Consider the following 25467-nt stretch of genomic DNA (forward strand, 5'->3'; position numbering starts at 1 on the left):
GAGAAATGGTTGATACAACAGCTCAAAAGAAACTCACGCCAGCCGATATTCGCGGTGTGTTTATGCGCTCGAATCTGTTCCAGGGTTCATGGAACTTCGAACGTATGCAGGCGCTGGGTTTTTGCTTCTCAATGGTGCCGGTGATCCGTCGCCTGTACCCGGAAAATAACGACGACCGCAAACAGGCGATCAAACGCCATCTGGAGTTCTTTAACACCCATCCTTACGTAGCGGCGCCGGTACTTGGCGTTACCATGGCGATGGAAGAACAGCGCGCTAACGGGGCACCGATCGACGATGCGGCTATCAACGGCATCAAGGTTGGTTTGATGGGGCCACTGGCCGGCGTCGGCGACCCGATTTTCTGGGGTACCGTACGGCCGGTATTCGCCGCACTCGGCGCCGGTATTGCCATGAGTGGCAGCCTGCTGGGTCCGCTCTTGTTCTTCGTTCTGTTCAACCTGGTGCGCCTGATGACCCGCTATTACGGCGTGGCCTACGGTTACCGCAAAGGGGTGGATATCGTTAATGATATGGGCGGCGGCTTCCTGCAAAAACTGACGGAAGGAGCGTCCATTCTTGGCCTGTTTGTCATGGGGGCACTGGTTAACAAGTGGACGCACGTGAATATCCCGCTGGTGGTGTCGAAGATCACCGACCAGACCGGGCATACCACGGTGACCACGGTGCAAACCATCCTCGACCAGTTGATGCCGGGTCTGGTGCCACTGCTGCTGACCTTCGGCTGTATGTGGCTACTGCGCAGAAAAGTGAATGCGCTGTGGATCATCATTGGCTTCTTTGCCATCGGTATCTTCGGTTACTGGATAGGTCTGCTGGGTCTGTAAGCGTTTTAATCGCCGGGGGGAAACCCCCGGTTTTTTTATTTGTGGAGTTGAAAGATGTCGCTGACCGATGGCGTATTACTGATTTTCACCGCGCTGATGCTGGTGTATGCGATTTACGACGAGTTCGGTATGAACCTGCTGAAAGGCAAAACCTTGCTCAAGGTGCAGTTAAAACGCCGTAATCGGATTGATGGCCTGATTTTTATCGGCCTGATCGCCATTCTGCTCTACCGAAATGTCACCACTCAGGGTGCGTTAATAACCACCTATCTGCTTATTTCTTTAGCACTGATCGCCATTTATATTTCTTATATCCGTTGGCCCAAGATGTTGTTTAAAGCCCAGGGTTTCTTTTATGCCAACGCCTTTATTGAATATAACCGGATTAAAGCCATGAATTTATCCGAGGATGGCATCCTGGTGATAGATCTGGAGCAGCGTCGCTTGCTGATTCAGGTCACTCAATTAGATGACCTGGAAAAGATTTATCACTTTTTTGTAGAAAATCAGTGAGTAAGAAATAACCTTAACTCTCCCATCGCCTCGCCCCGCGCTGTGTGTGTGGATAATTATTCGCCAGCGCACGAGGCTACCTGATGATTATTTACGCAATATTGTTGCACTCGCCTACATTATATTCCTTCTTGTACATTCCATTAATGAAAACAATTATCAACTCCAAACAAATGTCCATCGGGAATAAGGGTTGTTGGTAACGGAATTAATATGGTATGGTTGCGCCGTCATTGGGGAGTAGCCGGTTTCTGGACAATAAAACGCCAGAAACGCCCGTATCAACATACTCGTTTTATCCATTAAAACGTGGTGCGGGCAGCCAGGTAAGGTTGGCGAGACCATAGACACGTAACTCCGTCGTATGGTTGGGGGTGGGTTACGTGTATATGGAGCCGCCCGGCCGAGGTTACTTAACATGAACTTGTCAGCTACACTCATTCTCGCTTTTGGCATGTCTATGGATGCGTTCGCCGCATCGATCGGCAAAGGTGCCAGCCTGCATCAACCTCGTTTTCGTGAAGCGCTACGCACCGGACTCATCTTCGGGGTGGTCGAAGCCATTACGCCGATTATCGGTTGGGGCATCGGCTTGTTCGCCAGCCAATACATTATGGAATGGGATCACTGGGTCGCCTTCTCACTGCTGTTTATCCTCGGCATGCGCATGATCGTCGAAGGCGTCAGAAACCGGCCGGACGAAGTGGAAAAAGTGAAGCGTCACGGGTTCTGGCTGTTGGTCGCCACCGCCATTGCTACCAGCCTCGACGCAATGGCCATCGGTGTCGGTCTGGCCTTCCTGCAGGTGAATATCGTGCACACTGCCATGGCTATCGGCTGTGCCACCATGATTATGGCCACCCTGGGCATGATGATTGGCCGCTTTATCGGGCCATTGCTAGGCAAACGTGCGGAGATCCTCGGCGGCGTGGTGCTGATCGGTATCGGCTTCAATATCCTGCTGGAGCATTTGGGTTATCTCGCCTAATCCTGCTGAACGCAAAGAAAAACCTGCCAATGGCAGGTTTTTTTATTTGTGGCCCGTGATTCAGGCTTAATCAGGCTGGCGGCGGTACAGCGCGATGACAAAATCGGTTTCGCAGGCGAAGGCCTCGCAGCCAATCAGGTGCTGCTGTACCTCTGGAGAGGCCCGCCAGGCAAACGGCGTCATCTGCAGCAGGTTGGCCGCCTGCTCACCCGGTAACGTCATCGGGTAGGCTAACGACTCAACGCGTTCACAGTCAAAACCGGCGAACTGCTCATCCTGTTCGACATGCAGTTGCACCTGCTGATAGACCTGTTCTTTCAATTGGTACAGGTGACGTGGGCCGGGCGATACCGTGACCACTACACCACCGGGTTTCACCACCCGAGCCAGCTCTTCAGCTTTGCAAGGCGCATAAATACGCACTATCGCGTCCAGAGAGCCGTCGGCAAACGGCAGGCGGTGGCTCGACGCCACACAGAATGACACTGCCGGATAACGCTTGGCGGCATAGCGAATTGCCACCTTGGCAACATCCAGGCCATACACCGTAATATTCCGCTGCTGCGCCAATCGGGCGGCCACCTCTGCCGTGTAGTAGCCTTCACCACAGCCAATATCCAGTAACGCCTGTGCATCGGTCGCCAACGCCTGATCCAACAGCTCGGCCACCCGCTGTTGCAAGGGCTGATAGAAACCCGCATCCAGGAAAGCGCGCCGCGCCTGCATCATTTCCACACTATCTCCGGGCTGCTTTGAACGCTTGTGCTGTACCGGCAGCAGATTGACATAGCCTTCTTTGGCGCAGTCAAACTGATGGTTGGCGTCGCAACGCCATTGCAGATGAGATAAATGAAGCGGTTGATGACACAGAGGGCACTGATAAGACATGGCTTGGATTCCAGAGAGATACGGCGCGGCTAGTCTAAAGAAGGCGCTGGTGTGATGCAAGGTACATCCCGCCAGGGCCTAGCCAAGCGGGAAAAAAACTGGCTACACTGACGTTAAGTTTTCTGACGCAGGCAAAAACCTTATATGACCGATTATTCCCTACTGCTCAACGCCATACCGGCCATTCAGCACGGTTTCGGCAACAAAAGTGCGCTGCTGCCCGGCCACCTGCTGCCCTACCGCGTCACCCTGCCGGAGAAGAAACAGGTGCATGGCACTCGTATTGTTGACGTAACGCAGACGACGCAACGGTGCGGTGAAGCCGATGGCTTCTATACCACCCAGCCTGGCATTTTGCTCAGCGTGTTAACGGCAGACTGTCTGCCGGTGATTTTCAGCCGTAACGACGGTTCTGCCATTGCTGCCGTGCATGCCGGCTGGCGTGGCCTGCTGGACGGCATTCTGGAGCAACTGGCGGCGCGTATCAGCCGTGATGACTCAACCGCTAATTGGGTGGCTTCCATTGGCCCTGCGGCCGGCCCCTGCTGTTACGAGGTCAACGAGGAACTGGTCGCAAGGTTCAAGCAACAGTTACCCCTGCCCGCGGCCTTAATCAGTCCCCATTATCGCCACCTGGATCTGGCCGCCATCGCCGAATCCAAACTCCGTGAACTGGGGTTTTCCGCCGTTGACCATGCCGGAAGCTGCACCATCTGCACCCCCAATACCGACCCGCACCAGCCACAGCGTTTTAAATATACCAGCTACCGTCGCAACAGTCACCGGCGCGAGCAAGACCCAACGCATCCGGGTATTACCGGGCGAAATCAGTACGCGGGGATTATTATTACCGGTAGATAACAGAAACGAAAAAACCCGCACTAAGGCGGGTTTTTTGTACAGCTGACGCTGATTAGATTGCAGTAACGTTTACTGCAGATGGGCCTTTCTGGCCATCTTGGATTTCGAACTCAACGTTCTGGCCTTCAGCCAGGGTTTTGAAGCCGTTACCCTGGATTGCAGAGAAGTGTACGAACACGTCTTTGCTGCCGTCAGCTGGAGTGATGAAACCGAAACCTTTAGATTCGTTGAACCACTTAACTTGACCTTTAATCTTTGCCATCTTGAGTATTTCCTTTGGATTGTTTAAACCGCCCGGAGGCGTTACATAGACAAACTAGAGTCGTTACTGCTTGAGGCACTAAGATAAGGATCGGCAGAGAAGCGGTATTCAACGCTAACGTTTTTACTCAGAACTTCTTTACTGAAAATGCCACACATATACAGAACTGTACCTCGTTTTACCCAGATGCGTTATCACATACTCTGTATTCGATGGCAAGCCATTTTTAATCACTGGTGGAGCTGTCGCACATATTTGAAACGGTCGAGAGCAACATAAGCTTAAATAGACTAAAAGATGTTGAAGCCTTAGCTATTTTCTGCTTAACAGTGATACCTCGCTACACTCCGCACCCTGACTGAATTTTAACAATTCTTTCATCCGATTGACCAATGTATGTTGCAACATATAACCCCAGGCAGACGCTTAGAACGTTAAAAAATTTGAATCTTTATGGAATTTCTTATACAACTTTTGAATATCGATGAACGGGCACATTTGATATCGGATGATCCGACCATCGGGTTGCCATCTGGATGGCCCGACGCTGGCACCGCCTTCCGTCCGCGACTTCCCTGCCCCCGGCAACGAAATAATACCCAGGCTCATTATTGCTCTCAATCAGGGTGGCCACAATTTGTGCAACCGGGATCTCATAACAAAAATCAAATAGCGTGCCACTTTAGGGTGCATAAGCATGCAAAATCAGAATTTACGCACTCTTGTCGTGCAGCAGCAGTGAAATACATTACTTATTACGGGGGTTAAATAACGGCAATAACCTTGAAGAGTGTGGGAATCTATAGCGAAATTAAATCTTAAAAAACGCGCAGGTATTTACTCGGTCAATAAGAATGTCTACCGGGCGTATTTATTTTCTCTTTTTCTCCACGTGGTATCCATTCAGGCCAACGCGTAACCTCAGGCATGGGATAACCGGGCCCCGCACTACGGAATGGCCACAGCCCGCATCGGCGCTGGCCTGCAGGCGGTGGCAACCTTCGCGTCCGTCCTGCAGGACCAGGATTAACGCTTAAGAGTTAGCCTCAAGCGCGATGCGCTCACCAATTTTGATTGGCCGGAACCGGTGCTGCTCTATTCCCGCTGCACTCAGAGCAAGATTTAATTGCTGCGGCGGTTCATCCAACGACTCGTCGGCCAACTCAAAAACCCCCCAATGGATCGGAATCACCCGCGGCGCATTTAATTGTTGATACAGCGTCACCGACTGCTGCGGATCCATATGCTGTTCCTGCATGAACCAGCGTGGTGCATAAGCACCAATCGGCAACGCCGCCACGTCAAACGGCCCTAAACGGGTGCCAATGTCTGCCAGACTATCCGAATAGCCGCTGTCTCCGGAAAAATAGAAGCGTAGCGCCGGATGATGGATCACCCAACCGCACCAGAGAGAGCGATTGCGGTCCCACAGGGTGCGCATGCTCCAGTGACGCGCCGGTGTGCAGTGAAACGTCAAATCCCCCAACTGCAGGCTATCCCACCAGTCCAGCTCTTCTACCCGCTGCAGGCGGTAACGTCGGAACCAATTCTTCAGCCCCAGCGGCACAATAAAGGTCGCCTGCGGAAATCGCCGCGCCAGTTGCCGAACGGTGCGTCGATCGAGATGGTCATAATGATTGTGTGAAATTAATACTATGTCCACCGTCGGCAACTGTTGAACCGTCAACGGCGGCGGTGTCTTTCGCTTCGGGCCATAAAAACTGAACGGCGATGCGCGTTCCGACAGTACCGGGTCAATCAGGATATAACGGCCATCGAGACGCAGCAGCATCGAGGCATGCCCCAGCCACCAGATACTGTTATCGCTGCCGCTAAGATCGGCACGTTGCCACCAGCGCTGGGTAAACTGCGGATAGCCCATCTGCGGCGGTTTGGGCAACCCCAGCTGTTTGCGCTCATCCTGCCAGCGTTTTAAATCCCCCGCCTGACGTTGCGAAGGCTCCGGATTGCGAAACCCCTGCGGGGTATGATGCGCTTTGCCGGCATCATAGTAACGATTGGTTATCTTCAAGTTGCTCTCCCGACCATTGCGGACATCCTGCACGGGCAGGTTCGACAGCATAACAAGATACGCGATCCGCACGCTTTGTGAACCGTGCTCACCTCAGGGGGACCTTTTCGGGTATTGTGTTGTCACAGTTCCTGTAAGAATGCCAGGGCCGACTAGAGCCTGTTAAGCATCTCTTAAGATCCTTGTGATTTACTTATTAGGACATTCAGAAAAGGAGAAGTTATGAGCCGTTCTACATCACGCAAATCACGTGTTCGACTGGGCCGTATCCGTAGCGCGATGCTGGCACAGATGCAGTATTGGAAAATGTATGCCGCGATGAAACTGCGTCGGGTGCGCGTACCGGCACCACTGGTGCTGTTGGTTGGCGCGCTGGTGAGTTTCTTCATGCTGGGCATGCTGATGCTGAGCGTGGTCGCTATCGATGTCATCACCACCCTGTTCCTGCTGTGCAGGAAGCTGTTGGGATTAGGCCGCGCCACCCCAGGCAATGCCTTTATGCCTCGCAGCTAAAGGATGAACCGGAGGCGCAGACAGCGCCTCCGTTATAGATTACCGCCGAACTTTAGCGCCTTTGCGGCGCGTCAGCATAAAGCCTGTCCACAACAGCAAGATCCACACCGGCATCAGCAATACCGAGATACGGATCCCCTCGCTGAAATACATGATCACCAGAATCAGGCTGAGGAACACCAGGCACAGGTAGTTGCCAAACGGGTACCACAACGCCTTGAAGATTGGGATCACGCCCTGACGGTTTTTCGCCGCGCGGAACCGCAGATGCGCCAGACAAATCATCACCCAGTTAATCACCAGGGTAGAGACCACCAACGCCATCAGCAACTCAAAGGCCTTCCCCGGCATCACATAGTTGATCAGCACGCCGACCGAGGTCACCAGCGCCGACAGCGCGATCGACAATACCGGGACACCGCGCTTGTTCACCCGGGTCAACGCCTTGGGCGCATTCCCCTGCGTCGCCAGCCCGAACAGCATACGGCTGTTGGCATAGACCCCACTGTTGTAGACCGACAGCGCCGCAGTGAGCACCACCACATTGAGCAGGGTTGCCACCAGATTGCTGTTCAGCGCATGGAAAATCATCACGAACGGGCTACCGCCTTCGACCACTTTGTCCCACGGATAGAGCGAAAGCAGTACCGTCAGCGAGCCGATGTAAAAAATCAGAATGCGGTACACCACCTGGTTGGTGGCCTTGGGGATACTACGGCGTGGATCGGCCGCTTCAGCGGCCGTAATGCCCACCATCTCCAGCCCACCGAATGAGAACATGATCACCGCCATCGCCATCACCAGCCCTTCAATGCCGTGTGGCATAAAGCCGCCCTGCTCCCACAGGTTGCCGATACTGGCTTGCGGACCGCCGTTGCCGCTGGCCAATAGCCAGGCGCCGAAGACGATCATGCCGACAATCGCTACCACCTTGATGATGGCAAACCAGAACTCGGTTTCGCCGTACAGCCGCACGTTAACCAGGTTGATCAGATTGATCAGGACAAAGAATACCGCGGCGGAAACCCAGGTAGGGATGTCCGGCCACCAATACTGAATATAAATACCGACCGCGGTCAATTCGGCCATGCCGACCAAAATGAACATCGCCCAGTAGTTCCAGCCGGAAAGAAAACCGGCGAAATCACCCCAGTATTTATAGGCAAAGTGGCTGAACGACCCGGCGACCGGCTCTTCAACCACCATCTCCCCCAACTGACGCATGATCAGAAAAGCGATAAAACCGCCAATGGCATAACCCAGCAGCACCGAGGGACCGGCCATTTTAATGGTCTGCGCAATGCCGAGAAACAGGCCGGTACCGATGGCGCCGCCCAGGGCGATGAGTTGTATGTGTCTGTTTTTTAAACCGCGTTTTAGCGGGGTATCCTGCTGCTGACCGCCCATCTTATCCTCATATGGCGTGGGATCCTGCCGCTTTTGCGCAAGATTTCGCCAATCAATAAATGTATCTGCGGGCGGCTTTTTAACACTTAACCCCGTGAGCATCAAGGAGTAGCGCCCCGGCAACGATGGCCAGGGCGCTATTTTATACTGGGAATAACCGTAGAAGGGGTGAGTTTTTAACCGGACAGGCCGCACAACTTGGTCAGATTGCGCGCGCCAATCATCAGCGTTGCGACGTAGGACTGGCGACGTGTTACCACCTCTACCGCCACGCGATCGTTTTGATATTTTATCAGATAGGTTGACGGCCAGCCCTGTCGGCGCTGACCAAAGCTTTCGGCGTGACGATCGATTGCCGCATGGGCAACCACCAGATGAGACAAGTTTTTATCACCTTTAATAATGCGCTTCATAAACAGGCTCCGCCAGAGACAAGTTCTGTTGTCATAAAAAGGGAAAGTCATCAGTAATTCTGGTGTTTCAACGGACCATTTCGTTAGTTTGCTGGCTCAGCAGGAAACAGATCATCGCTGCACGCAGGGGGCTGCTGCAGTCCGCCTGCCACTCGCCAAGCTGAGTGCTCATGCGCGCTTGCCACTGAGTACTGTCGCTTTGAGCATCGGCATTCAGACTGATTTTATTGGCGCAGATAATCGGCCAGGCATCGGAGGGATTCTTGCAATAATCTTTACCTTTCACACCGCCGTAAGGATACCATTTATCCGGGTTTTCTCCGGTGATCAACGCAATGCTGCGGTTCACCTCGGCGTCGCTTTCTTCATACCATTTAATCATCGGCTTTATCCATCTTTCGTAGAGTTGGCGCTACATTACGATGCTAATACGACAGATTTATGACAATGGGATGGGTTTTTATATTATCTACACTAATGTTTTTCGGCGCGAGGCGGGTGGCAACGCCACCCGACAGGCATCTTGATTAACGCTCGGGGATAAAACCTTTGAAATCCAGCGTCGGGCTGAGATCGTCATCGTCCGTCACGCTATCGCCGCGCGCGCTATGCGCCAGGCTTTTCAATAATGCAGTTTGCTGACGCTGCTGCTCGGCAATTTCCTGCAGCAGGCGGATCTGCTCATTGGCACGCACACTGGCGCGATTCACCAGGAACCAGATCCACAATCCCACCAGCAGTGCCAGCACGGCGACAACCAGCGACACCAGGCTATTCGGACCAAAACCTAAATCGTACATGGACAACCCTATCTACTGCTAAAAACAGGCGGACATCTTAGCACTCCGGGCCCCGGCACGAACATCTTGATAGAAAATTGTTACGCACTGCCTCGCATCTCACCAGGGAATCAAGCGGGTAACAGAACAAACTCCCAACGCGAATGTGCCCCCCTCATCGCAATAGCTATCCAGCGCCAGCAGATAAAAGAACAGGCAGGCAGCGAGGAACGCCATTATCACGAGGATTTTTTTCCGTAACAAATTTAGCAGCCTCATTGTTATCTTGATAATTTGTTGGGCATGCTATCACAGCCAACTTAAACGAAGTTTAACCTGTCGTTTAGAAACCGGCTTGAGGGCTACTTTTCAGATTGTTACCATTGCCCCCTTCTCCGGAGCGTGGCTATATCGCAACGACGATAAATAACAAGGAGTCACAATGGGTAAGTTGGTGAAATGGGCAGTGCTGCTGGCAGTAGTGTATGGGGTGTTTTTGTTCTCGGGCTATGGCGTGTTGGTCGGCAGCAATAAAAACGTCGGTGGGCTGGGATTGCAGTGTAAGTACATGACGGCACGCAACCTGGTTATCGCCCAGTATCTGCATGGTGATAACGGCGTGATTGGCGTGGCCGATTGCCCGTTGTTCAAGAAAGTCGAAACGGTGGTGGATTAATCACCACCGCTCAGAACCGTCGCTCAGCGGCGGTTTCCCCATTAGCTGCGGGTAAACTTCATCTCAATCAATGCAATCGCTTTTTCAATCGCCCGCCGGGTCACGGGATCGGCACCGGCTGGGTGAGTGGTAAAATCGATGCTCTTCAACTGGCTTGCCATCTTGTCCCGCACCTCGGTGGGGGCGATAACGTCGATAACGTCCAGGATTTGTTTGATCACCAATTGGCAGGCCACCAGGTCGGAAGCCAATTCCTGATCGTTGCTCAGCATGTCGGACATAATTCCTTTCCTTCTTAATTCAGACGCCGCACAGAATAGCATGCCGCCTGAGGCTTTACCGCCTCCTGGTCGTTTGCCGCTGAATTTTCAACGATGTTGCGCATTGGCTGCCAAAACGCCCGGTTGAATTGACCTATACTTGAGCCTTGAGCGGCACGCTTTTCGGCGCAACCCTCAGCCACAACCCAACAGGAGAAAGTTATGGCAAACCACAATGTGAAATCCTGGGCTACCGTGCGTGAAACTTCGGTGGAGATCGCCGAGGCTATTTTTGAACTGGCAAAAAACGATGAGGTTCTGGCACAAAAAATCTGGGAAGAAGGCAGTGACGAAGCGTTGCAAATGGCCTTTGCCAAAACCAGCGCCGACCAACTGTACTGGGGTGAAGAAACCGTGGAACGGAAAAACGTTTAATCGGCTAATGCTCAGCAATAAAAAGCCCGGGTCACTCTGTGCCCAGGCTTTTTCGGTAGTCTGTCAAACCCCATTGGGGGTCATATTCTGCCCTGATATCACGGCTCTTCACCTCCCACACCTTCCGCATTATTCATTCTCATCACCGGTGTCACCATAAAAGCGGCTACACCTACAATTACAACCAGAGTAATAATCACTGTCATTAACATGCGATCACCCCATCAACGCTGAATTGTCACGGCTGGATCTGCTTGGGTTGTTATGTGTTGCGATCTGACCCACTTTGCTATCGGCAGTAGCGGCCAATCTCAGATTAGCCGTTTTCCCTTCCGGCTGACAAGCCACCTGACGATGGTTTTTCCGAATAATTTCGCCTCGGTGTCGGTGGCTTTTTTGTCCGTGGCGGCAAGTTGTGTATACTTCAGCGCTATGTAGATCTCACACAGACGCACTGATGATACAAGAACATCACCTCTCATTAGTCTGCGCCCTCAGTAAATGGGTCGAAACTCACCTTGGAAGAGTGATCCATCTCGAAGAGCTGGCCGAATACTCCGGCTACTCTCTGTGGCACATGCAGAAACTGTTCAAAGAAGCGACCGGGATTTCGCTGGGCAAATACATCCGTGAGCGCAGACTGGCCGGCGCGGTTTACCAGTTGCGTAGCAGTGACGCTTCTATTTTCGACATCGCCCTCGATTTTGGTTTTGGCTCACAGTCACATTTCACTTATATGTTCAGAAAGCGGTTCGATATCACACCTTATGATTTTCGCCAGGATTTAAGCGTGGATTTGCACATCGCCCCGCCGCTGCACGTCATTCATCAGAAGACCGCCTGACCGCTTTCCCGCCGCCGTCAACGGCGGGCTAATGCGCCCAAAGGACCACCACCAGCCCCACTAACGCGGGCAGCGCCTGCACCCTGAGGATTTTACGGCTGGCCGTCAGCCCGCCAAACACGCCCGCCACCAGCACACAGCCGAGGAAGAACAGCTGCACCGTCGGATCGTTGCGCCAGACACCCCAGGCCAGTCCTGCCGCCAGAAAACCGTTATACAGCCCCTGATTGGCTGCCAGCACCCGGGTTGCCGCAGCAAATTCTGCGGTGGTAGCAAACACTCGCCTGCCAGTAGGTTTCTGCCAAAGGAACATTTCCAGGATCAGGATATACAAATGGATCGCGGCAATTAACAACACGATTATATTAGAAAGAATTATCATTTTATTTTACGGGGTTAATCTGGGATTAGGTTTAACCAGTATAACCGCACTCAGAATATTGCGAATAATCCGGCATAAAAAAACCCGCCGTAGCGGGTTTATTGCATAATCATTCAGAGTTAGTTTAGTGCGACAACCAACATGGCTGCGATGGTGATCCAAAACGCCGCCGTTGCAATAACAACATGGGATAATCTTGCACGATAGAGTACTTGGCTCATAATGACCTCACAGGCTTCTGACTAGCGGTGGACAACATCACTTCTTGAGATTTATCTTAATCCACTGCTCCGACCTTTTATTTGCGCCAGATCACTATTTACCAGATAAACTATATTTACGCCCAAACATGGAATTTCGATCACATTAATTTAACGTTAATAGAGCGAAATGAATAAAACCATTAGTTTGTTATAGCCTGATGATATCAAACATCGCTCCAGGGCAGGCGTGGCGCGGTCATACGTTGACCATAATAGCCGCTAACTTCGGGAAAACGTGTATTCCCCTGTTCCCAGTCACGTTGCGCCTGAGTAATCTCCTGCTTGTTGTGACCGACAAAGTTCCACCAAATGAGAATCTCTTCGTTTAAAGGGAGTCCGCCGATTAATAATGCACGGCTACCCTTCCTGGCATGTAACTCGATACGGTTAAGATTTTTACCTAAATAGGCAAACTCATCAGGTGAAAATTTTTCATCATTAACCTCAAATGCACCAATAAGGGGCAAAAATCCTATTTCAAAGTCCTCTCGCAGAGGTAATTGCAAATAGCCATCGGCCAGCCATTCCAAATCAATGGCGATTAAAGGCGAAAGAGTGAACACCGGGGAACGATATTGTTCAAACTCGCCCACCAACAAAGTGTGCCTGACCCCGTCGCGTTGCCAGCACGGCAAATCAGGATAATGATCGAAGCGTGGTGCCATATTGGCATGTTCGGCAGGTAACGCGATCCACAATTGCGCGGCGTGTAAACGCCGCTGTTCGCCCGTTGACTGTTCGGTATGCGCGATACCCTGCCCTGCAGTCATCAGATTGACCTGGCCGGGACGTATCACCTGTTCACTGCCCAGGCTGTCACGGTGTAGCACTTCACCTTCAATCATCCAGGTAAAGGTTTGCAGGCCGATATGCGGATGCGGCCCGACGTCCATCCCCTGCGAGGAGCCACTGAATACCGACGGACCGGCATGGTCGAGAAAACACCAGGCCCCCACAGTACGGCGTTCACGGGTAGGCAAGGCACGATTGATCTCAATACCGCCGACTTCGGCGTTGCGTACGGCAATGCGTTGGATCTGACGGATGCCGTCAACCACAGGACAATCACGGGAAGATGAAGAATGAGTTGGGCGGGAATTGCTCATGATAAAACGCCTCCAGAACGTCACACAGGTGAGTGAGTAACCGGACGCCAGCTTACCATGAGCCGGCGGCCAGAACGTAACCTGGGTGGTCTGAGCGCTAAGATGCCTTGATGTAGCAGCCTTTGATATCGACTTCATCGCGAGCATGCTTCAGATCGGAGAAGTAAGTCACACCAAAGAGTATTGATACCACTAACAACACGGAAACCAGTAAGCCGATAACAGCCAGCAGCTTGGTTTCATCGTGGAGATTGTGCTCCATTTTATCCCCTGCATTGAAAGACGTCATGTCAGCCACAGCGTGACTGACAGCGTAAAGATGATCAGGGAGCAGGACGCTATCGCCAGCACAATGACAGCAAATTGCGCGTCTCCCAAAGTTTCACGGTAGTTTTTATCTTGTGAGGTATTACGTTGTTGTTTCACAGAATCTATCTTAACTCATCACGCGTTAACGTTTTTGTGAGGGGTGATTGATAAAAAGCCCGCCATTGCAGGTTTGTCAGATTCCGCGCCCAATGCCGCTCAGACCTCAAGAGTGGCAAGACGCTATCAACTTTCCTCGCCAGGGTCAATATTCTCCCCTGACTGATGCGGCGAAGAACAGGAAGCATTCTCAACACTTATTAAAACAATAAAATAATTAGACCAACTTATACCAAATGGCATAAAAAAGCCCGACCAGAGATCCGGCCAGGCAGAATGTGTCGCGGTTACTGTGGAATACGCAGTACCTGCCCCGGGTAGATTTTGTCCGGGCTGGACAACATTGGCTTGTTCGCTTCGAAAATCTTGTTGTACAGATTGGCATTACCATACACTTCTTTCGAAACGGCGCTCAGGGTATCGCCCTTCTTCACGGTATAGAAACGACTTTCTGCGGCGGCTTGTTCAACCGTCACCTTGTCTTCCACACCGCTGATGCCGGCGACGTTCCCTACGGCCACCAGGATCTTCTCTTTCAGTTCCTGGCTGACTGTGTCACCAGTCACCACGGCTTTACCGTCAACCACCTGCACATCAACCTTATCAATACCCGGCAGACCGGTCTTATTGAGGTGGTCCTTCAGTTTGGCGCTTTGATCTTCGGCAGTCGCATTGCCGGTCACTGTGTCCCACAGCTTTTCGCCCGCTTCTTTGACGAAGTTAAACAAACCCATATTCACTCCTTTCGATGGTTACAATGTTGCGTTGACTTGAGGCTTGTTAAGCTTAGCACTGCAAGAGGGATATTCAATTGGCCCTGCGGTTTTAAGCGGTTAGAGTAATCCGAAAGTGCCACATTTAGTTGCCAAACTGTCCAGTTGCACCTGCCCGGCATGAAACAATCGCCGACTTTACCTACAATATAGGTATGGAAGGATTGGGTGAAGGACATGAGACGCAATGTACGCCTTGGTGATGTTTGTCTGTTATCTGGATGGCGGCTGTGCCGATATCGTGGTTGACGTACTGCGCGACGAACGCCAGTGTCTGATCAGCATGAAGGAACAGAACCTGCGCCATGCCGGTTGTTTTCCGTTTGAGGATTTTATCGACGGCTTCTGGTTGCCTGCCAACGAATATGCGCCGATGTAAACTATCGAACAAGTTTTCCGCTACTTTCCTCTGAGGAATTTCTGAATTCACCGGAAAACAGGTCTGCCTACAATGCTTTATGCCGCCAGTTTGCTAAATTGCTTCACCCGAACGATATGGAGACGGCGTGATGCCCGTATCTACCCTCTCAAACGAACATTATGAAACCCTGTTACGCGACGTCAGCCTGGTGGTCGGCGGCGCAGTGATCCAACTGATCAATCTCAATAAAAAAATTTCTGGCAATAATATTCTGGCCCATTTGGTTAACGAGATTGAGCATGAGACCAATCAGCAGCGCTTTGCCACCTTGCGCTCGGCGATTGAGGTGATGGGGCAAGCCCCGAAAGGATAGCGGCCCCAATAATAGAAAAGGCAGAGCTCGCGCTCTGCCTGATTACCTTTTGGTTCCCGACACAGGAAGAAGGTAATAGCGTTGAAACTTAGAAACGGTAGGTCAAGTTCACTGCCACGATATCATCGGTGCTCAGTTTCAACTTGTTATCGTCGTTCAACTGGTTGATTTTGTAGTCAACATAGGTGTACATGTTTTTGTTGAAGTAGTAAGTCGCACCCACTTCCACGTATTTCACCAGATCGACATCACCAATCCCTTCGATATCCTTGCCTTTGGACTGCACGTAGGCCAGAGAAGGACGCAGACCGTTCTCAAACTGGTACTGAGCCACCATTTCGAAGTTCTGCGTTTTGTTGGCGAAGCCAGACACGCCATTGCCGCTGATTGGCGTCATGTTACGTGTATCGGCATACATGGCTGCCAGGTAAACCTGGTTGGCGTCATACTTGATTGCCGTGGTCCAGGCTGTTGCGCTGTCGCCTTTGCCGTAAGCCAATTCTTTTTGCGCACTGGTGCGGTTGGAGTCAGAGAACGCCGCCGCTACACCAATACCAGAACCACCGATGTCCTGATAATCCAGGGACATACCGTAACCGTCACCGTTTTGTTTGGTCACGCCACGGCCATCACCGTCGTTTTTACCCTGGTACTGCAACGCAACACTCAGACCTTCAACCAGGCCAAAGAAATCACGGTTACGGTAAGTTGCCAGGCCGTTGGAACGTGCGGTCATGTAGTTGTCGGTGTAGCTATAGGAGTCACCGCCGAATTCCGGCAGCATGTCGGTATAGGATTCCGGGTCGTACACAACGCCGTAGTTACGGCCGTAATCGAATGAACCGTAGTCAGCGAATTTCAGGCCGGCAAAGCCCAGACGGGTTTTAGTGCCCGCGGTACCCTGCGCTTCGTCGTGGTTGGCCTGAACGTTGTATTCCCACTGGCCATAACCGGTCAGTTGGTCATTGATTTGCGTTTCGCCTTTAAAACCGAAACGGACATAAGTCTTGTCGCCGTCTTCGGATTTATCATCGCTGAAAACATGTTTGGCCGCTACACGACCATACAGGTCGAGTTTATTGCCATCTTTATTATAAATTTCAGCCGCGTTGGCAAAGGAGGTCATTGCCCCGAGGGCAATAGCTAAGGCTAATACACTGCGTTTCATCATTTATTTTCCTAGATATTATAATTTTTAATTCCTGCCCATCACGCCCAATTTATGGTTTGGGCTGTGATCTTTATCATTTAGCGTTTTATGAGCGCCCCTAATAAAGGAGCCATGTGACATTAGCATCATGAATCGTAACTTCAAATAAAAAGTTCATAAAACACCGTGGATAAAGCATGTTTATTTGTAACTAAATATTACAACACCACAACCAATCAAACCATTGATTTTCATTATATTTTGGCACATAAGTTATAACCACATTGGTGCAATGCACTAATTTGGTGCAATTTAGTTTCTTTTTGTATGCTTTCCATTCGTTTCATAAATATCATGAAACTTAGCATGGTTATTAATAACGTTACTTATTTCACATTTTTATCTGAGTAAAGTCGCGCTGGTCATTTAGGACATTTACCCGTGTTTTAAGCCAAGCTTTTACCGCTTCGAATAATTAATCGAAGTCAAACCATCAAAAAGAGGTTTGGCGAAGATGAAAGGTAAAAAAATAAAAAACATTGAACAGCGGAATATAAAGAAGGGGAAATAAGCGGAAGGGGTAGCATGATATACCGCCGTTATTTAAGGTTGCAGCCAACATCACTACAACCTCAAACACGGCAAGTATAAAAACGTATTTAGGAAGAACGGTTCAATACAGCGTGCTGCGTGGCGCTTCGATCAGTACCATACCGGCACGCAACCCAAGTGCAACGCCAGGGTTAGGGAACAATATCCACTCACTGGCATGCTGTACCCGGTACTCTTCTCCCGGTTGCTCACACAACAGCGTGCCCTGCTTCAGCTCGGTAAAGTTGGCAGTATCATCACTGAGATGCAGCCTGAAGTCTTCACTACGCTTGATCAGCGAGCGCTCAACGCGGAATAGCCGCAAGGTATCCGCCGCTCGTTGCGGTAAAGGCTCATCACTCACCGCCGTCTGTAACGCACGGTTAATGGCGGCAAACTGCTGCAGATCGTTGCTGCCAAACGGCCTCGCCTTGCCCAGTTCCAGCGTGGAGCTGGCAGCGCCGGCATGCTCACTGGAGAAATGGCTGAAAGTGCCACCCGGCGCGCTGTGGATCACCAGGGCATCCAGATCGGCGGCATCCAGCAAGGCCAGCATCTCGGCACTGTAAGGCCGCGTCTGGAAAGGCAAAATACCAAAGCGCGGCAGGCGTGAATCACGGATCGCCGTATGCAGATCATAATGGAAACGGGCAGCGTCCTCATCGGCGAAAAACTCCGCGATCGCCTGCTCCAGTTGCTGTGCCCGCGCGGTTTCACCACTGTGGTCAAAATCACGATAACGGCCGCCAAACATCCGGTTCATATCACTGTGCAAATAACGCTTACCGGCACGCATCGCCGCCGGGTTGCCCAGCACCACCAGCAGCCTAACCGCTAAGGTTCGGCTACCGCTGAGCAGATCATTGACCAACTGATTCAACAGCTCAATGGGGGCAGTTTCATTACCGTGGATACCCGCTGACAGCACTACCGCCTGGCGGTAATCCTGCCGTGGGGTGATCTCCAGCAGGCCTTCCCCCAGCCAGTGCCAGTGCAAATTCGCGTTCTCGCCCTGTTGCTCAACCGGGACCTGTCCCGCCAGCGTCAGGGCCAACAAATCAAACATGGTGGCTCCGCCTATTGTTGGAAAGGATAAACCGAGCCCAGCCCGAGGATGGTCGTCAGGGCATCCAGCGCATCACGCCCTTCGCGCAGCAGTTGCGGATCGGCCAAATCATTTTGCGTCAGACGATCGCGGTAATAACGATCGACCCATTCATTCAGCGTGACGAACAGGCTATCGTTCATCATCACGCGCGGATTAACCGCCCGCAGCTCTTGCTCATTCAACGCCACACGCAGCCGCAAACAGGCCGGCCCGCCGCCATTACGCATGCTTTCACGCAGGTCAAACACCTTGATTTCATCGATTGGCCCGCCGCCGGACACCATCTCGCTCAGATAGCTCCAGACGCCGCTGTGCTGACGCGACTCTTCCGGCACCACGATCATCATTTTGCCGTTGGGTTTGGTCAGGATCTGGCTGTTGAACAGATAGGTTGCCACCGCATCCGCCACGGACACCCGCGTCGTCGGCACTTCAATCACCACCAGTTCGGTGTCCAGCGTCGCCATCTTGCGACGCACTTCATCCAACGCCTGCTGCTGACGATAAAAAGCCTGCTGATGATGGAACAGCACGTTCTGGTTGCTGACGGCAATCACGTCGTTATGGAACACGCCCTGATCGATCACCTCCGGGTTCTGCTGCACAAACACCGTATGCTGCTCGTCCAACTGATGCAGACGGGCAATCGCCTCCCCGGCCTCACGCGTCTGACGTGCCGGATAACGCGTTGGGGCAATTTCACCCCCAAACTCCTGACGGCCGTAAACAAACATCTGCACGCTGCGTTTGCCGTAGTCGCCGCCCAGTCGGTTGTGATTAGCCGCACCTTCGTCACCGAACAGCGCCACCTGCGGCAAGGCCTCATGATGGGCGAAATGGCGGGGATCGTTAAACATCGCTCGCAGTACGCCGGAAGTCGTCTCGGCCTCAATCGCGCGATGGAATTTATTGTTCAGATTGGCGGCGGTGAAATGCACCTTGCCATCAGCGCTGTCCGCCGAAGGTGACACCGTGGCCGCATTGGCGGTCCACATGCAAGAGGCCGAACTGAGCGCAGACAGCAGACGTGGCGACTGCTGCATCGCCTGTGCCAAAACACTTTCACCGCTGCCGCTGAAACCCAATTTGCGCAGCATCGGCACGTGCGGGCGTTCCTGCGGTGGCAATACTCCCTGCTGGAAGCCGAGGTCTGCCAGCGCCTTCATCTTCAGCAGCCCCTGCTTGGCCGCCAGTTTCGGGTTCGACACGCTATTCTGGTGCTGGGTCGAGGCCTCATTCCCAAATGACAATCCGGCGTAGTGATGCGTCAGGCCCACCAGACCATCGAAATTGACTTCATATCCTGACATGCTGTTCTCCTGATATTGTAGGGGCGCTGCATGCTGCACCCCTACAGTAATAACGCTGCGGCTTGAAAGGCGACGGGTAAAACTTAATTAAATGACAGTCCCGGCGACAGACTGGCCGGCAGCGTCAGGCTTTCGCTCTCCAGCGATGCCATTGGCCAGGCGCAGTAATCCGCTGCGTAGTAGGCACTTGGGCGATGGTTGCCAGAGGCCCCCACACCGCCGAACGGTGCCGCACTGGAAGCCCCGGTCAAAGGTTTGTTCCAGTTGACGATACCGGCACGCGCCTCCAACAGCAGGTGATCAAAACGCTCACGCTGCGGCGAAACCAGCCCGACCGACAGGCCATAGCGCGTCTGGTTGGCGATACGCACCGCTTCATCAAAATCGTTATAGCGAATGATGGTGGTCAGCGGGCCAAAGTATTCCTCGTCCGGCACATTCTGCACGCCGGTCACGTCAATAATGCCCGGGCTCAGCAACGCGCTGCCGCTCTCCAGACGTTGCATGGTCAGCAAGGCTTTGCCGCCCAGAGACAGCAGGTGATGTTGCGCCGCCAGCATTTTTTCTGCCGCCGCCGAAGAGATCACCCCGCCCATAAATGGCTGAGGTTCGGCGTCCCAGCGGCCAATGCGCAAGGCGCTCGCCACCTGCACCAAACGCTCAATAAAGGCATCGCCCTCGCTGCCGCGTTTCACCAGAATACGGCGCGAACAGGTACAGCGCTGACCGGCGGAAATAAAGGCCGACTGGATCGCCAGGTTGACCACCGCATCGCAGTCTTCAATCTGATCGACAATCAGTGCGTTGTTGCCGCCCATTTCCAGCGCCAGGATCTTCTCAGGCTGCCCCGCCAGCTGACGATGCAGGTGATACCCCGTGCCGGCACTGCCGGTAAACAGCAGGCCGTCGATATCGGTACTGGCGGCCAGCGCCTCGCCGGTTTCACGTCCGCCCTGCACCATATTGATCACCCCGGCAGGCAAACCGGCCTGCTGCCACAGCTTCAGGGTTTCCTCGGCGGTTTGCGGCGTCAGCTCACTCGGCTTAAACACCACCGTGTTACCCGCCAACAGCGCCGGTACGATGTGCCCATTAGGCAAATGACCGGGGAAGTTATAAGGCCCAAACACCGCCAGTACGCCGTGCGGCCGGTGACGCAGCACCGAAGCGCCATCCGCCATCGCGGTCTGGCTTACGCCGGTACGCGCCTGATAAGCCTGCAGGGAAATCGCCACTTTGCCGATCATCGCCTGAACTTCGGTCAGCGTCTCCCAACGGGGTTTGCTGGTTTCACGGCTGATGGTCGCTGCCAAATGCGCCTTGTGCTCTTCCAACAGCGCGGCAAAACGCTTCACCAATTGCTCACGTTGTTCAAACGGCGTGCGCGCCCAGGCCGGGAAAGCAGCACGAGCCGCTTCACAGGCGGCGGCAACATCACTGCCGTCGGCGGCGTTAGCCTGCCACAGCGGCTGATTGTCGACCGGATCGGTTTTGCTGAATTCAGCGCCATGGCCCTGCTGCCAGGTGCCATTAATAAACAGTGCAGGATGGGACATTACGCTTTCTCCTGTGCAATAAGGGGGATAACCCGCACCGGGCTGCCTTGCTCAACGCCCAGCGCCGCAGCGGTGGCCGCATTGATATGCAGACGGTCGTCATACAGATCGGCATTGACCAGCAGTGCGCGGTAATTTTGATAATGATCGTTAGCCACCAGATGAACCGGCGCATCGGCGCGCATCGGCGTTTCATCCAGTACCACTTTCACCAGGCGGCTTTGTTTGACCGCACGGATCTGGTCGATTTCCGCTTCCAGCGTCGGGCCGCCGTCGAAGATATCGACATAGCCCTGATAACGCAGGCCTTCCGACTCCAGTACCCGGCGCGCCGGTACCGTCTGCGGATGCACTTCGCCAATCACTTTTTGCGCGTCTTCGGCCAGGAAATCGACATACAGCGGGTGTTTCGGCATCAGTTCAGCGATAAACGCCTTCTGGCCGGTGCCGCTCAGGTAGTCCGCCTTGGCGAACTCGATGGAGAAGAAATGGTTGCCTACGCTCTCCCAGAACGGCGAACGGCCGTTCTCATCGGAAAAACCGCGCATTTCGGCAATCAGCCGGGCGGAGAAACGCTCACGGAAAGCGGCGATAAACAGGAAACGCACCTTCGACAGCAGCTTGCCGTTTTCGCCGTGGCGGTAGTCCGGATCGAGGAACAGCGTACAGAGTTCGGAATGGCCGGTGTGATCGTTGCTGAGGAACAGCGTCGGCACCGATTTATACACATTCAACTGTTTGGACGCATGCACCTGAGTGCCAACGCGGAAGCTGTACCAGGGTTCCGTGAGCCCCACGGCCACTTCAATGGCACACACCCCGACCACCTGCTGGCGCTCGCTGTCTTCCAGAACAAACAGATAACACTGGTCACTTTGCGGAAGTTCGCCTTGCCAGGTTTTTAACGCCCGCTCAATGCGTGCCGACAAGGTATCTTCATCTTGCGGCAGGGAAGTGAGACCGATGCCGGACTTACCGGCCAGCGTCAATAAATCAGCCAAATCGCGACGCTCTATAGGGCGAATAATCATCATAATGCGAACCTCTTCTTAATCAGGCTGCGCCGGTGAAGGCGCAGCCCCTGTGTTAGCTGCAAATCCGCGCCACGGCTCGCGCGAATCGCGCCAGCCCCTCTTTCACATCCTGCTCAGGAATAATCAGTGAAGGGGTGAAGCGCACCACATCCGGCCCGGCGATCAGGGCAATCACGCCCTCTTCATTGGCCAGTTGGGTGATCTGTTTTGCCTTGCCGGCATAATCCTGGGTCAGTTGGCAGCCAATCAACAGGCCGCCACCGCGGATCTCAGAGAAAATCGGGTACTGCTGGTTAATCTTGTTCAAACCGTCGAGGAACCACTGGTGACGCTGTTTAACCCCTTCCAGCACTTCCGGCGTGTTGATGATCGAGAACACCGCACCTGCCACCGCCGTCGCCAGCGGGTTACCGCCGTAGGTGGTGCCATGAGTGCCGACGCCCAGGGTCTTGGCCAGTTCGTCAGTGGTCAGCATGGCGCCGATGGGGAAGCCGCAACCCAGCGCTTTCGCGGTGGTCAGCACGTCCGGGACTACGCCGTATTGCGTATAGGCATACAGCTCGCCGGTACGGCCCATGCCGGTTTGTACTTCATCGAAAATCAGTACCGCATCGTGACGATCGCACAGCTCACGCAGACCCTGCAGGAAAGCGGGATCGGCCGGCAATACGCCACCTTCGCCCTGAATCGGCTCGACGATCACCGCACAGGTGTGGTCGTTGATCACTTCGGCGGCGGCCGCCAGATCGTTGAACGGCGTGTGGGTGATGCCGCCCGGCAGCGGGGCAAAATCTTTGGAATACTTCGGCTGGCCGCCGGCAGAAACGGTAAACAGCGTGCGACCGTGGAAGGCGTTGTTGAACGCCACAATCTGGTTCTTGCTGCTGTTGCCCTTGTCCAGCGCGCGTTTGCGTGCCAGCTTCAGTGCCGCTTCGTTGGCTTCCGCCCCGGAGTTACAGAAAAACACTTTGTCGGCAAAGGTGGCGTCAATCAGCTGCTTTGCCAAACGCAGTACCGGCTCATTGGTGTAGCCATTGCCCAGATGCCACAATTTGCCCGCCTGTTCCACCAGCGCCGCCGTCACCACCGGGTGAGCGTGGCCCAGCGCGTTGACCGCGATACCGCCGGCGAAATCGATGTACGACTTACCCTGTTGATCCCAGACCTGCGAGCCTTCTCCCCGTACCAGAATAAAATCAGCGGGGGCGTAAACCGGGACCATCCAGTCGTCGAAAGACTGGCGGGTAACTGCGATTGGCTGTTCCATAATGACCTCATAACTTCAGCAAAGACTGAATTTTGACTGTAAGGGCCGCTCCTGCCCGGATGTTCCACCACAAAGCAACAAAAACCACGCCGTCGCTGCCACTTTTCGACCGGTGATAACTCTGCCTTTCACCGCCTATTCAGAAACAAATCTGTTACATCAAACGCGTTTTTCGCTATTTATGCCGGGTATCGGGTCCTGGAACGGGGAATAAATGTTAACGAGCAGTTAAAATACATGCCGTTTGATAAAGAGTGTAGAGCAGCTATCGTGCCAAACTGGGATTTTCGGCGATTTTTGCGTTTTTTTACGCTAAAACAACGGCTTACAATGCATACTTATTCAATAAATATGCATTGGTAATGAATAATTGAAAAAATAAGGCTAAAAATCATCGTTGGCTGCGAAATCCTATTCAATTACAAAAAACTTCAATAATTCTGATCGCGCTCGCAAAAATAATTTGGCTTGATTTGCGTCCGATCACACTTTTGCCCCACATCGGTGCAGAGAATGCACCAGATGCGGGCAAAGCCGCGTCAATTCAGGCTCTGCGCGACAAACAGCCGCCCCGAATCGGGCGCCTCCGTGGGCAACCTCCGCGTCAGATCTCATATTTGTTAACTTACCGAACAAATTGTTGACAGTCTGAGGGCGCGATAATAGGTTAATTTCAATGGAACACGTGTTCCATGATGAAAAAACACACACCACATCGACTGCACAGCATCGGGGTTATCATGGCTCATTTCTGCTTGCGTACTAACCAGAGGATTACCGGGGCCGCACTGGCCGTGCTGTTGGGCCTGCCGGTTTCTGCCAGCGCCAACACCCGCATCACCTTCGCCAACTATTTGCCGAATGATTACATCAACAAGGTGATTAAAGACTTTGAAGCGGCGCATCCGGACATCCAGGTGCAGTCGATCAAATGCGGCTTCGCCGACTGCCACCAAAAGCTGACCACCGCACTGGCCGTTGGCCAGGGAGCCGCCGATATCTTCAGCGTCAGCACCATCAAGCTGGGTAGCTTTGCCAACTCCGGCGGGCTGAACAACCTGAGCGCCCCACCGTTCAGTATCGATAGCCAGGGTTGGCAGTTTGATCCCTCGATGATCAGCCTGGCGAAGGGCAACGACGGCAATATCTATGGCGTGCCCTATGACACCGGCCCGGTGATCATGATCTACCGTAACGACATGGTGCAGAAGGCAGGCGTGAAGATTGAAGACATCACCAAAAGCTGGGACAGCTTTATTGCCTTTGGGGAAAAACTGAAAAAAGAGCAAGGCGCTTACCTGCTCCCGGCCGCCACCAGCCTGATCAACCCGTTGGTGGTGGGCATGAACAGTGAACCGGGCAAGCCGGTGTACACCAAAGACGGCAGACCCAATCTCGACTCCCCGCAAATCAAACAGCTGATGACGGTGATCAAAACGCTGTATGACAAAGGGCTGGCTGCCTCGCTCGACGGCTCAACCAACTCGCAGGAATACATCAAGCTGTACCGTCAGGGGAAACTGTTCGCGGATATCGACGGCCCGTGGGACGAAGGCCGGATTGAGCAGGAGCTGGATCCGGACGGTGCCAAAGCCGGGCTGTGGCGCGTCACTGGCGTACCGGGCAATATCAAGGTCAATGCCGGCGGCACCACGCTGGTGATCCCGAAGCAGAGCAAAAACGCTCAGGCAGCCTGGCAGTTCATTCAGTACTTTATGCAGCGTGACGTGGTGATCGACGCCGCGAAAACCGCCGGTACCCTGCCAGCCCGTCTCGACGTGTATAACGCGCCCTACTTTGACACCCCGAGCAGCATTCTCGGCGGTCAGCACTCGATGCGCTACTACGCCAGCCTGGTGCCGGATCTGAAACCGGTCGCCTCATCGCCGGAGGACAACATCGCCAACGAAATCCTTAACGAAGCGGCGAAGAAAATCCTGGTGCAGCATCAGGACATCGACAGCACCCTGCGCGATGCCAACAGGCTGCTGGAACGTCGGATGCGTGCTTTGTAATCATCAGATACGGCGGTCAGTCGGCCGCCGACT

Annotated in this window: 32 protein-coding genes and 1 riboswitch; of the genes, 11 read left to right on the plus strand and 21 right to left on the minus strand. The window is 53.3% G+C overall.

Annotated features, from left to right (window positions below):
- Positions 1-5: 5 nt before the first annotated feature.
- The 3 genes from BEI65_RS16725 to mntP all read left to right on the plus strand — a co-directional run bounded on the left by BEI65_RS16725 (position 6) and on the right by mntP (position 2349).
- Positions 6-848 carry a PTS mannose transporter subunit IID gene (locus BEI65_RS16725; protein WP_085117192.1) on the plus strand — a complete coding sequence of 281 codons (843 nt, stop codon included), beginning with the start codon at positions 6-8 and terminating at the stop codon, positions 846-848.
- Positions 849-902: 54 nt separating this feature from the next.
- Positions 903-1361, plus strand: a complete 459-nt coding sequence (locus BEI65_RS16730; protein WP_085117193.1) for a DUF986 family protein — start codon at positions 903-905, stop codon at positions 1359-1361.
- A gap of 223 nt (positions 1362-1584) precedes the next feature.
- Positions 1585-1766: riboswitch (yybP-ykoY riboswitch) on the plus strand.
- Positions 1767-1779: 13 nt separating this feature from the next.
- Positions 1780-2349 (plus strand): manganese efflux pump MntP, encoded by a 570-nt coding sequence (gene mntP / locus BEI65_RS16735; protein WP_085117194.1) that lies wholly within the window; start codon positions 1780-1782, stop codon positions 2347-2349.
- Between the two features lie 66 nt (positions 2350-2415).
- Here the strand turns inward: mntP and rlmA are convergent, their stop codons facing one another.
- Entirely contained in the window at positions 2416-3237 is an 822-nt protein-coding gene (rlmA, locus tag BEI65_RS16740) for a 23S rRNA (guanine(745)-N(1))-methyltransferase (protein ID WP_099064300.1), read from the minus strand.
- 144 nt (positions 3238-3381) lie between these two features.
- On the opposite strand from rlmA, the gene pgeF reads away from it, so the two are divergent.
- Positions 3382-4098: a peptidoglycan editing factor PgeF gene (gene pgeF, locus BEI65_RS16745; RefSeq protein ID WP_099064301.1), complete on the plus strand. Its 717-nt coding sequence runs from the start codon at positions 3382-3384 to the stop codon at positions 4096-4098.
- A gap of 52 nt (positions 4099-4150) precedes the next feature.
- On the opposite strand, the gene cspE is transcribed toward pgeF, so the two are convergent.
- The 3 genes from cspE to BEI65_RS16760 form a co-directional block, all read right to left on the minus strand.
- Positions 4151-4360 (minus strand): transcription antiterminator/RNA stability regulator CspE, encoded by a 210-nt coding sequence (cspE, locus tag BEI65_RS16750; RefSeq protein ID WP_002221949.1) that lies wholly within the window; start codon positions 4358-4360, stop codon positions 4151-4153.
- 41 nt (positions 4361-4401) lie between these two features.
- Positions 4402-4518 (minus strand): DUF2627 domain-containing protein, encoded by a 117-nt coding sequence (locus tag BEI65_RS16755; RefSeq protein WP_071593021.1) that lies wholly within the window; start codon positions 4516-4518, stop codon positions 4402-4404.
- Positions 4519-5393: 875 nt separating this feature from the next.
- The gene (locus BEI65_RS16760; protein WP_099064403.1) at positions 5394-6392 is read right to left on the minus strand and encodes an MBL fold metallo-hydrolase; all 999 of its coding nucleotides are present in this window, start codon (positions 6390-6392) and stop codon (positions 5394-5396) included.
- A 222-nt stretch (positions 6393-6614) separates the two neighbouring features.
- On the opposite strand from BEI65_RS16760, the gene BEI65_RS16765 reads away from it, so the two are divergent.
- Positions 6615-6905, plus strand: a complete 291-nt coding sequence (locus BEI65_RS16765; RefSeq protein WP_099064302.1) for a hypothetical protein — start codon at positions 6615-6617, stop codon at positions 6903-6905.
- Between the two features lie 39 nt (positions 6906-6944).
- Here the strand turns inward: BEI65_RS16765 and BEI65_RS16770 are convergent, their stop codons facing one another.
- The 5 genes from BEI65_RS16770 to mgrB form a co-directional block, all read right to left on the minus strand.
- Positions 6945-8312 (minus strand): amino acid permease, encoded by a 1368-nt coding sequence (locus BEI65_RS16770; protein ID WP_099064303.1) that lies wholly within the window; start codon positions 8310-8312, stop codon positions 6945-6947.
- A 176-nt stretch (positions 8313-8488) separates the two neighbouring features.
- A complete protein-coding gene (locus BEI65_RS16775; RefSeq protein ID WP_012145549.1) occupies positions 8489-8725 on the minus strand; it encodes a DUF4060 family protein in 237 nt (78 codons plus the stop codon).
- A gap of 67 nt (positions 8726-8792) precedes the next feature.
- On the minus strand, positions 8793-9107 hold the full coding sequence (locus BEI65_RS16780; protein WP_099064304.1) for a phage protein NinX family protein: 315 nt from the start codon (positions 9105-9107) through the stop codon (positions 8793-8795).
- Between the two features lie 145 nt (positions 9108-9252).
- Positions 9253-9525: a YebO family protein gene (locus tag BEI65_RS16785; RefSeq protein WP_099064305.1), complete on the minus strand. Its 273-nt coding sequence runs from the start codon at positions 9523-9525 to the stop codon at positions 9253-9255.
- 99 nt (positions 9526-9624) lie between these two features.
- On the minus strand, positions 9625-9783 hold the full coding sequence (gene mgrB / locus BEI65_RS16790) for a PhoP/PhoQ regulator MgrB (protein WP_165366353.1): 159 nt from the start codon (positions 9781-9783) through the stop codon (positions 9625-9627).
- Between the two features lie 163 nt (positions 9784-9946).
- Here mgrB and BEI65_RS16795 point away from each other — a divergent pair, with 163 nt between their 5' ends.
- Positions 9947-10180: a YobH family protein gene (locus tag BEI65_RS16795; RefSeq protein ID WP_099064306.1), complete on the plus strand. Its 234-nt coding sequence runs from the start codon at positions 9947-9949 to the stop codon at positions 10178-10180.
- A 41-nt stretch (positions 10181-10221) separates the two neighbouring features.
- Here the strand turns inward: BEI65_RS16795 and BEI65_RS16800 are convergent, their stop codons facing one another.
- Positions 10222-10461, minus strand: coding sequence for a DUF2766 family protein (locus BEI65_RS16800; RefSeq protein ID WP_085117202.1), 240 nt, complete (start codon positions 10459-10461; stop codon positions 10222-10224).
- A gap of 201 nt (positions 10462-10662) precedes the next feature.
- On the opposite strand from BEI65_RS16800, the gene BEI65_RS16805 reads away from it, so the two are divergent.
- Both BEI65_RS16805 and BEI65_RS16810 read left to right on the plus strand, forming a co-directional pair.
- Complete coding sequence (locus tag BEI65_RS16805; RefSeq protein WP_012145555.1) at positions 10663-10875, plus strand: YccJ family protein; 213 nt, start codon at positions 10663-10665, stop codon at positions 10873-10875.
- A gap of 457 nt (positions 10876-11332) precedes the next feature.
- Positions 11333-11719: a helix-turn-helix domain-containing protein gene (locus BEI65_RS16810; RefSeq protein WP_012145556.1), complete on the plus strand. Its 387-nt coding sequence runs from the start codon at positions 11333-11335 to the stop codon at positions 11717-11719.
- A gap of 28 nt (positions 11720-11747) precedes the next feature.
- Here the strand turns inward: BEI65_RS16810 and BEI65_RS16815 are convergent, their stop codons facing one another.
- The 5 genes from BEI65_RS16815 to lysM all read right to left on the minus strand — a co-directional run bounded on the left by BEI65_RS16815 (position 11748) and on the right by lysM (position 14630).
- Positions 11748-12101, minus strand: a complete 354-nt coding sequence (locus BEI65_RS16815; RefSeq protein WP_099064307.1) for a DUF1304 domain-containing protein — start codon at positions 12099-12101, stop codon at positions 11748-11750.
- Positions 12102-12528: 427 nt separating this feature from the next.
- Positions 12529-13470 (minus strand): pirin family protein, encoded by a 942-nt coding sequence (locus tag BEI65_RS16820; RefSeq protein ID WP_099064308.1) that lies wholly within the window; start codon positions 13468-13470, stop codon positions 12529-12531.
- Positions 13471-13567: 97 nt separating this feature from the next.
- A complete protein-coding gene (locus BEI65_RS27005; protein ID WP_020827317.1) occupies positions 13568-13732 on the minus strand; it encodes a hypothetical protein in 165 nt (54 codons plus the stop codon).
- A 23-nt stretch (positions 13733-13755) separates the two neighbouring features.
- Positions 13756-13896, minus strand: a complete 141-nt coding sequence (locus tag BEI65_RS27010; RefSeq protein WP_165366775.1) for a hypothetical protein — start codon at positions 13894-13896, stop codon at positions 13756-13758.
- Positions 13897-14183: 287 nt separating this feature from the next.
- Entirely contained in the window at positions 14184-14630 is a 447-nt protein-coding gene (gene lysM / locus BEI65_RS16825; protein WP_099064309.1) for a peptidoglycan-binding protein LysM, read from the minus strand.
- 226 nt (positions 14631-14856) lie between these two features.
- Between lysM and BEI65_RS16830 the strand changes: the two genes are divergently transcribed.
- Both BEI65_RS16830 and BEI65_RS16835 read left to right on the plus strand, forming a co-directional pair.
- The gene (locus BEI65_RS16830; protein ID WP_012145560.1) at positions 14857-15048 is read left to right on the plus strand and encodes a YebW family protein; all 192 of its coding nucleotides are present in this window, start codon (positions 14857-14859) and stop codon (positions 15046-15048) included.
- Between the two features lie 130 nt (positions 15049-15178).
- Positions 15179-15403: a biofilm development regulator YmgB/AriR family protein gene (locus BEI65_RS16835; protein WP_099064310.1), complete on the plus strand. Its 225-nt coding sequence runs from the start codon at positions 15179-15181 to the stop codon at positions 15401-15403.
- An 88-nt stretch (positions 15404-15491) separates the two neighbouring features.
- Here the strand turns inward: BEI65_RS16835 and BEI65_RS16840 are convergent, their stop codons facing one another.
- From BEI65_RS16840 to BEI65_RS16865, 6 genes are all read right to left on the minus strand, one after another.
- Positions 15492-16574 (minus strand): porin, encoded by a 1083-nt coding sequence (locus BEI65_RS16840; protein WP_099064311.1) that lies wholly within the window; start codon positions 16572-16574, stop codon positions 15492-15494.
- Between the two features lie 652 nt (positions 16575-17226).
- On the minus strand, positions 17227-18210 hold the full coding sequence (gene astE / locus BEI65_RS16845; protein ID WP_099064312.1) for a succinylglutamate desuccinylase: 984 nt from the start codon (positions 18208-18210) through the stop codon (positions 17227-17229).
- Between the two features lie 11 nt (positions 18211-18221).
- Positions 18222-19562, minus strand: coding sequence for an N-succinylarginine dihydrolase (astB, locus tag BEI65_RS16850; RefSeq protein WP_099064313.1), 1341 nt, complete (start codon positions 19560-19562; stop codon positions 18222-18224).
- An 83-nt stretch (positions 19563-19645) separates the two neighbouring features.
- The gene (astD, locus tag BEI65_RS16855; protein WP_099064314.1) at positions 19646-21118 is read right to left on the minus strand and encodes a succinylglutamate-semialdehyde dehydrogenase; all 1473 of its coding nucleotides are present in this window, start codon (positions 21116-21118) and stop codon (positions 19646-19648) included.
- Positions 21118-22152, minus strand: a complete 1035-nt coding sequence (gene astA, locus BEI65_RS16860; RefSeq protein WP_099064315.1) for an arginine N-succinyltransferase — start codon at positions 22150-22152, stop codon at positions 21118-21120. The genes astD and astA overlap by 1 nt, the downstream gene beginning before the upstream one ends.
- 52 nt (positions 22153-22204) lie before the next feature.
- Positions 22205-23419, minus strand: a complete 1215-nt coding sequence (locus BEI65_RS16865; RefSeq protein WP_085117212.1) for an aspartate aminotransferase family protein — start codon at positions 23417-23419, stop codon at positions 22205-22207.
- A gap of 692 nt (positions 23420-24111) precedes the next feature.
- Between BEI65_RS16865 and BEI65_RS16870 the strand changes: the two genes are divergently transcribed.
- Positions 24112-25434 carry an ABC transporter substrate-binding protein gene (locus BEI65_RS16870; protein ID WP_099064316.1) on the plus strand — a complete coding sequence of 441 codons (1323 nt, stop codon included), beginning with the start codon at positions 24112-24114 and terminating at the stop codon, positions 25432-25434.
- Positions 25435-25467 lie beyond the last annotated feature (33 nt).

It is taken from the genome of Serratia sp. BW106 (genome assembly GCF_002607755.1).
GTDB lineage: Bacteria > Pseudomonadota > Gammaproteobacteria > Enterobacterales > Enterobacteriaceae > Serratia > Serratia proteamaculans.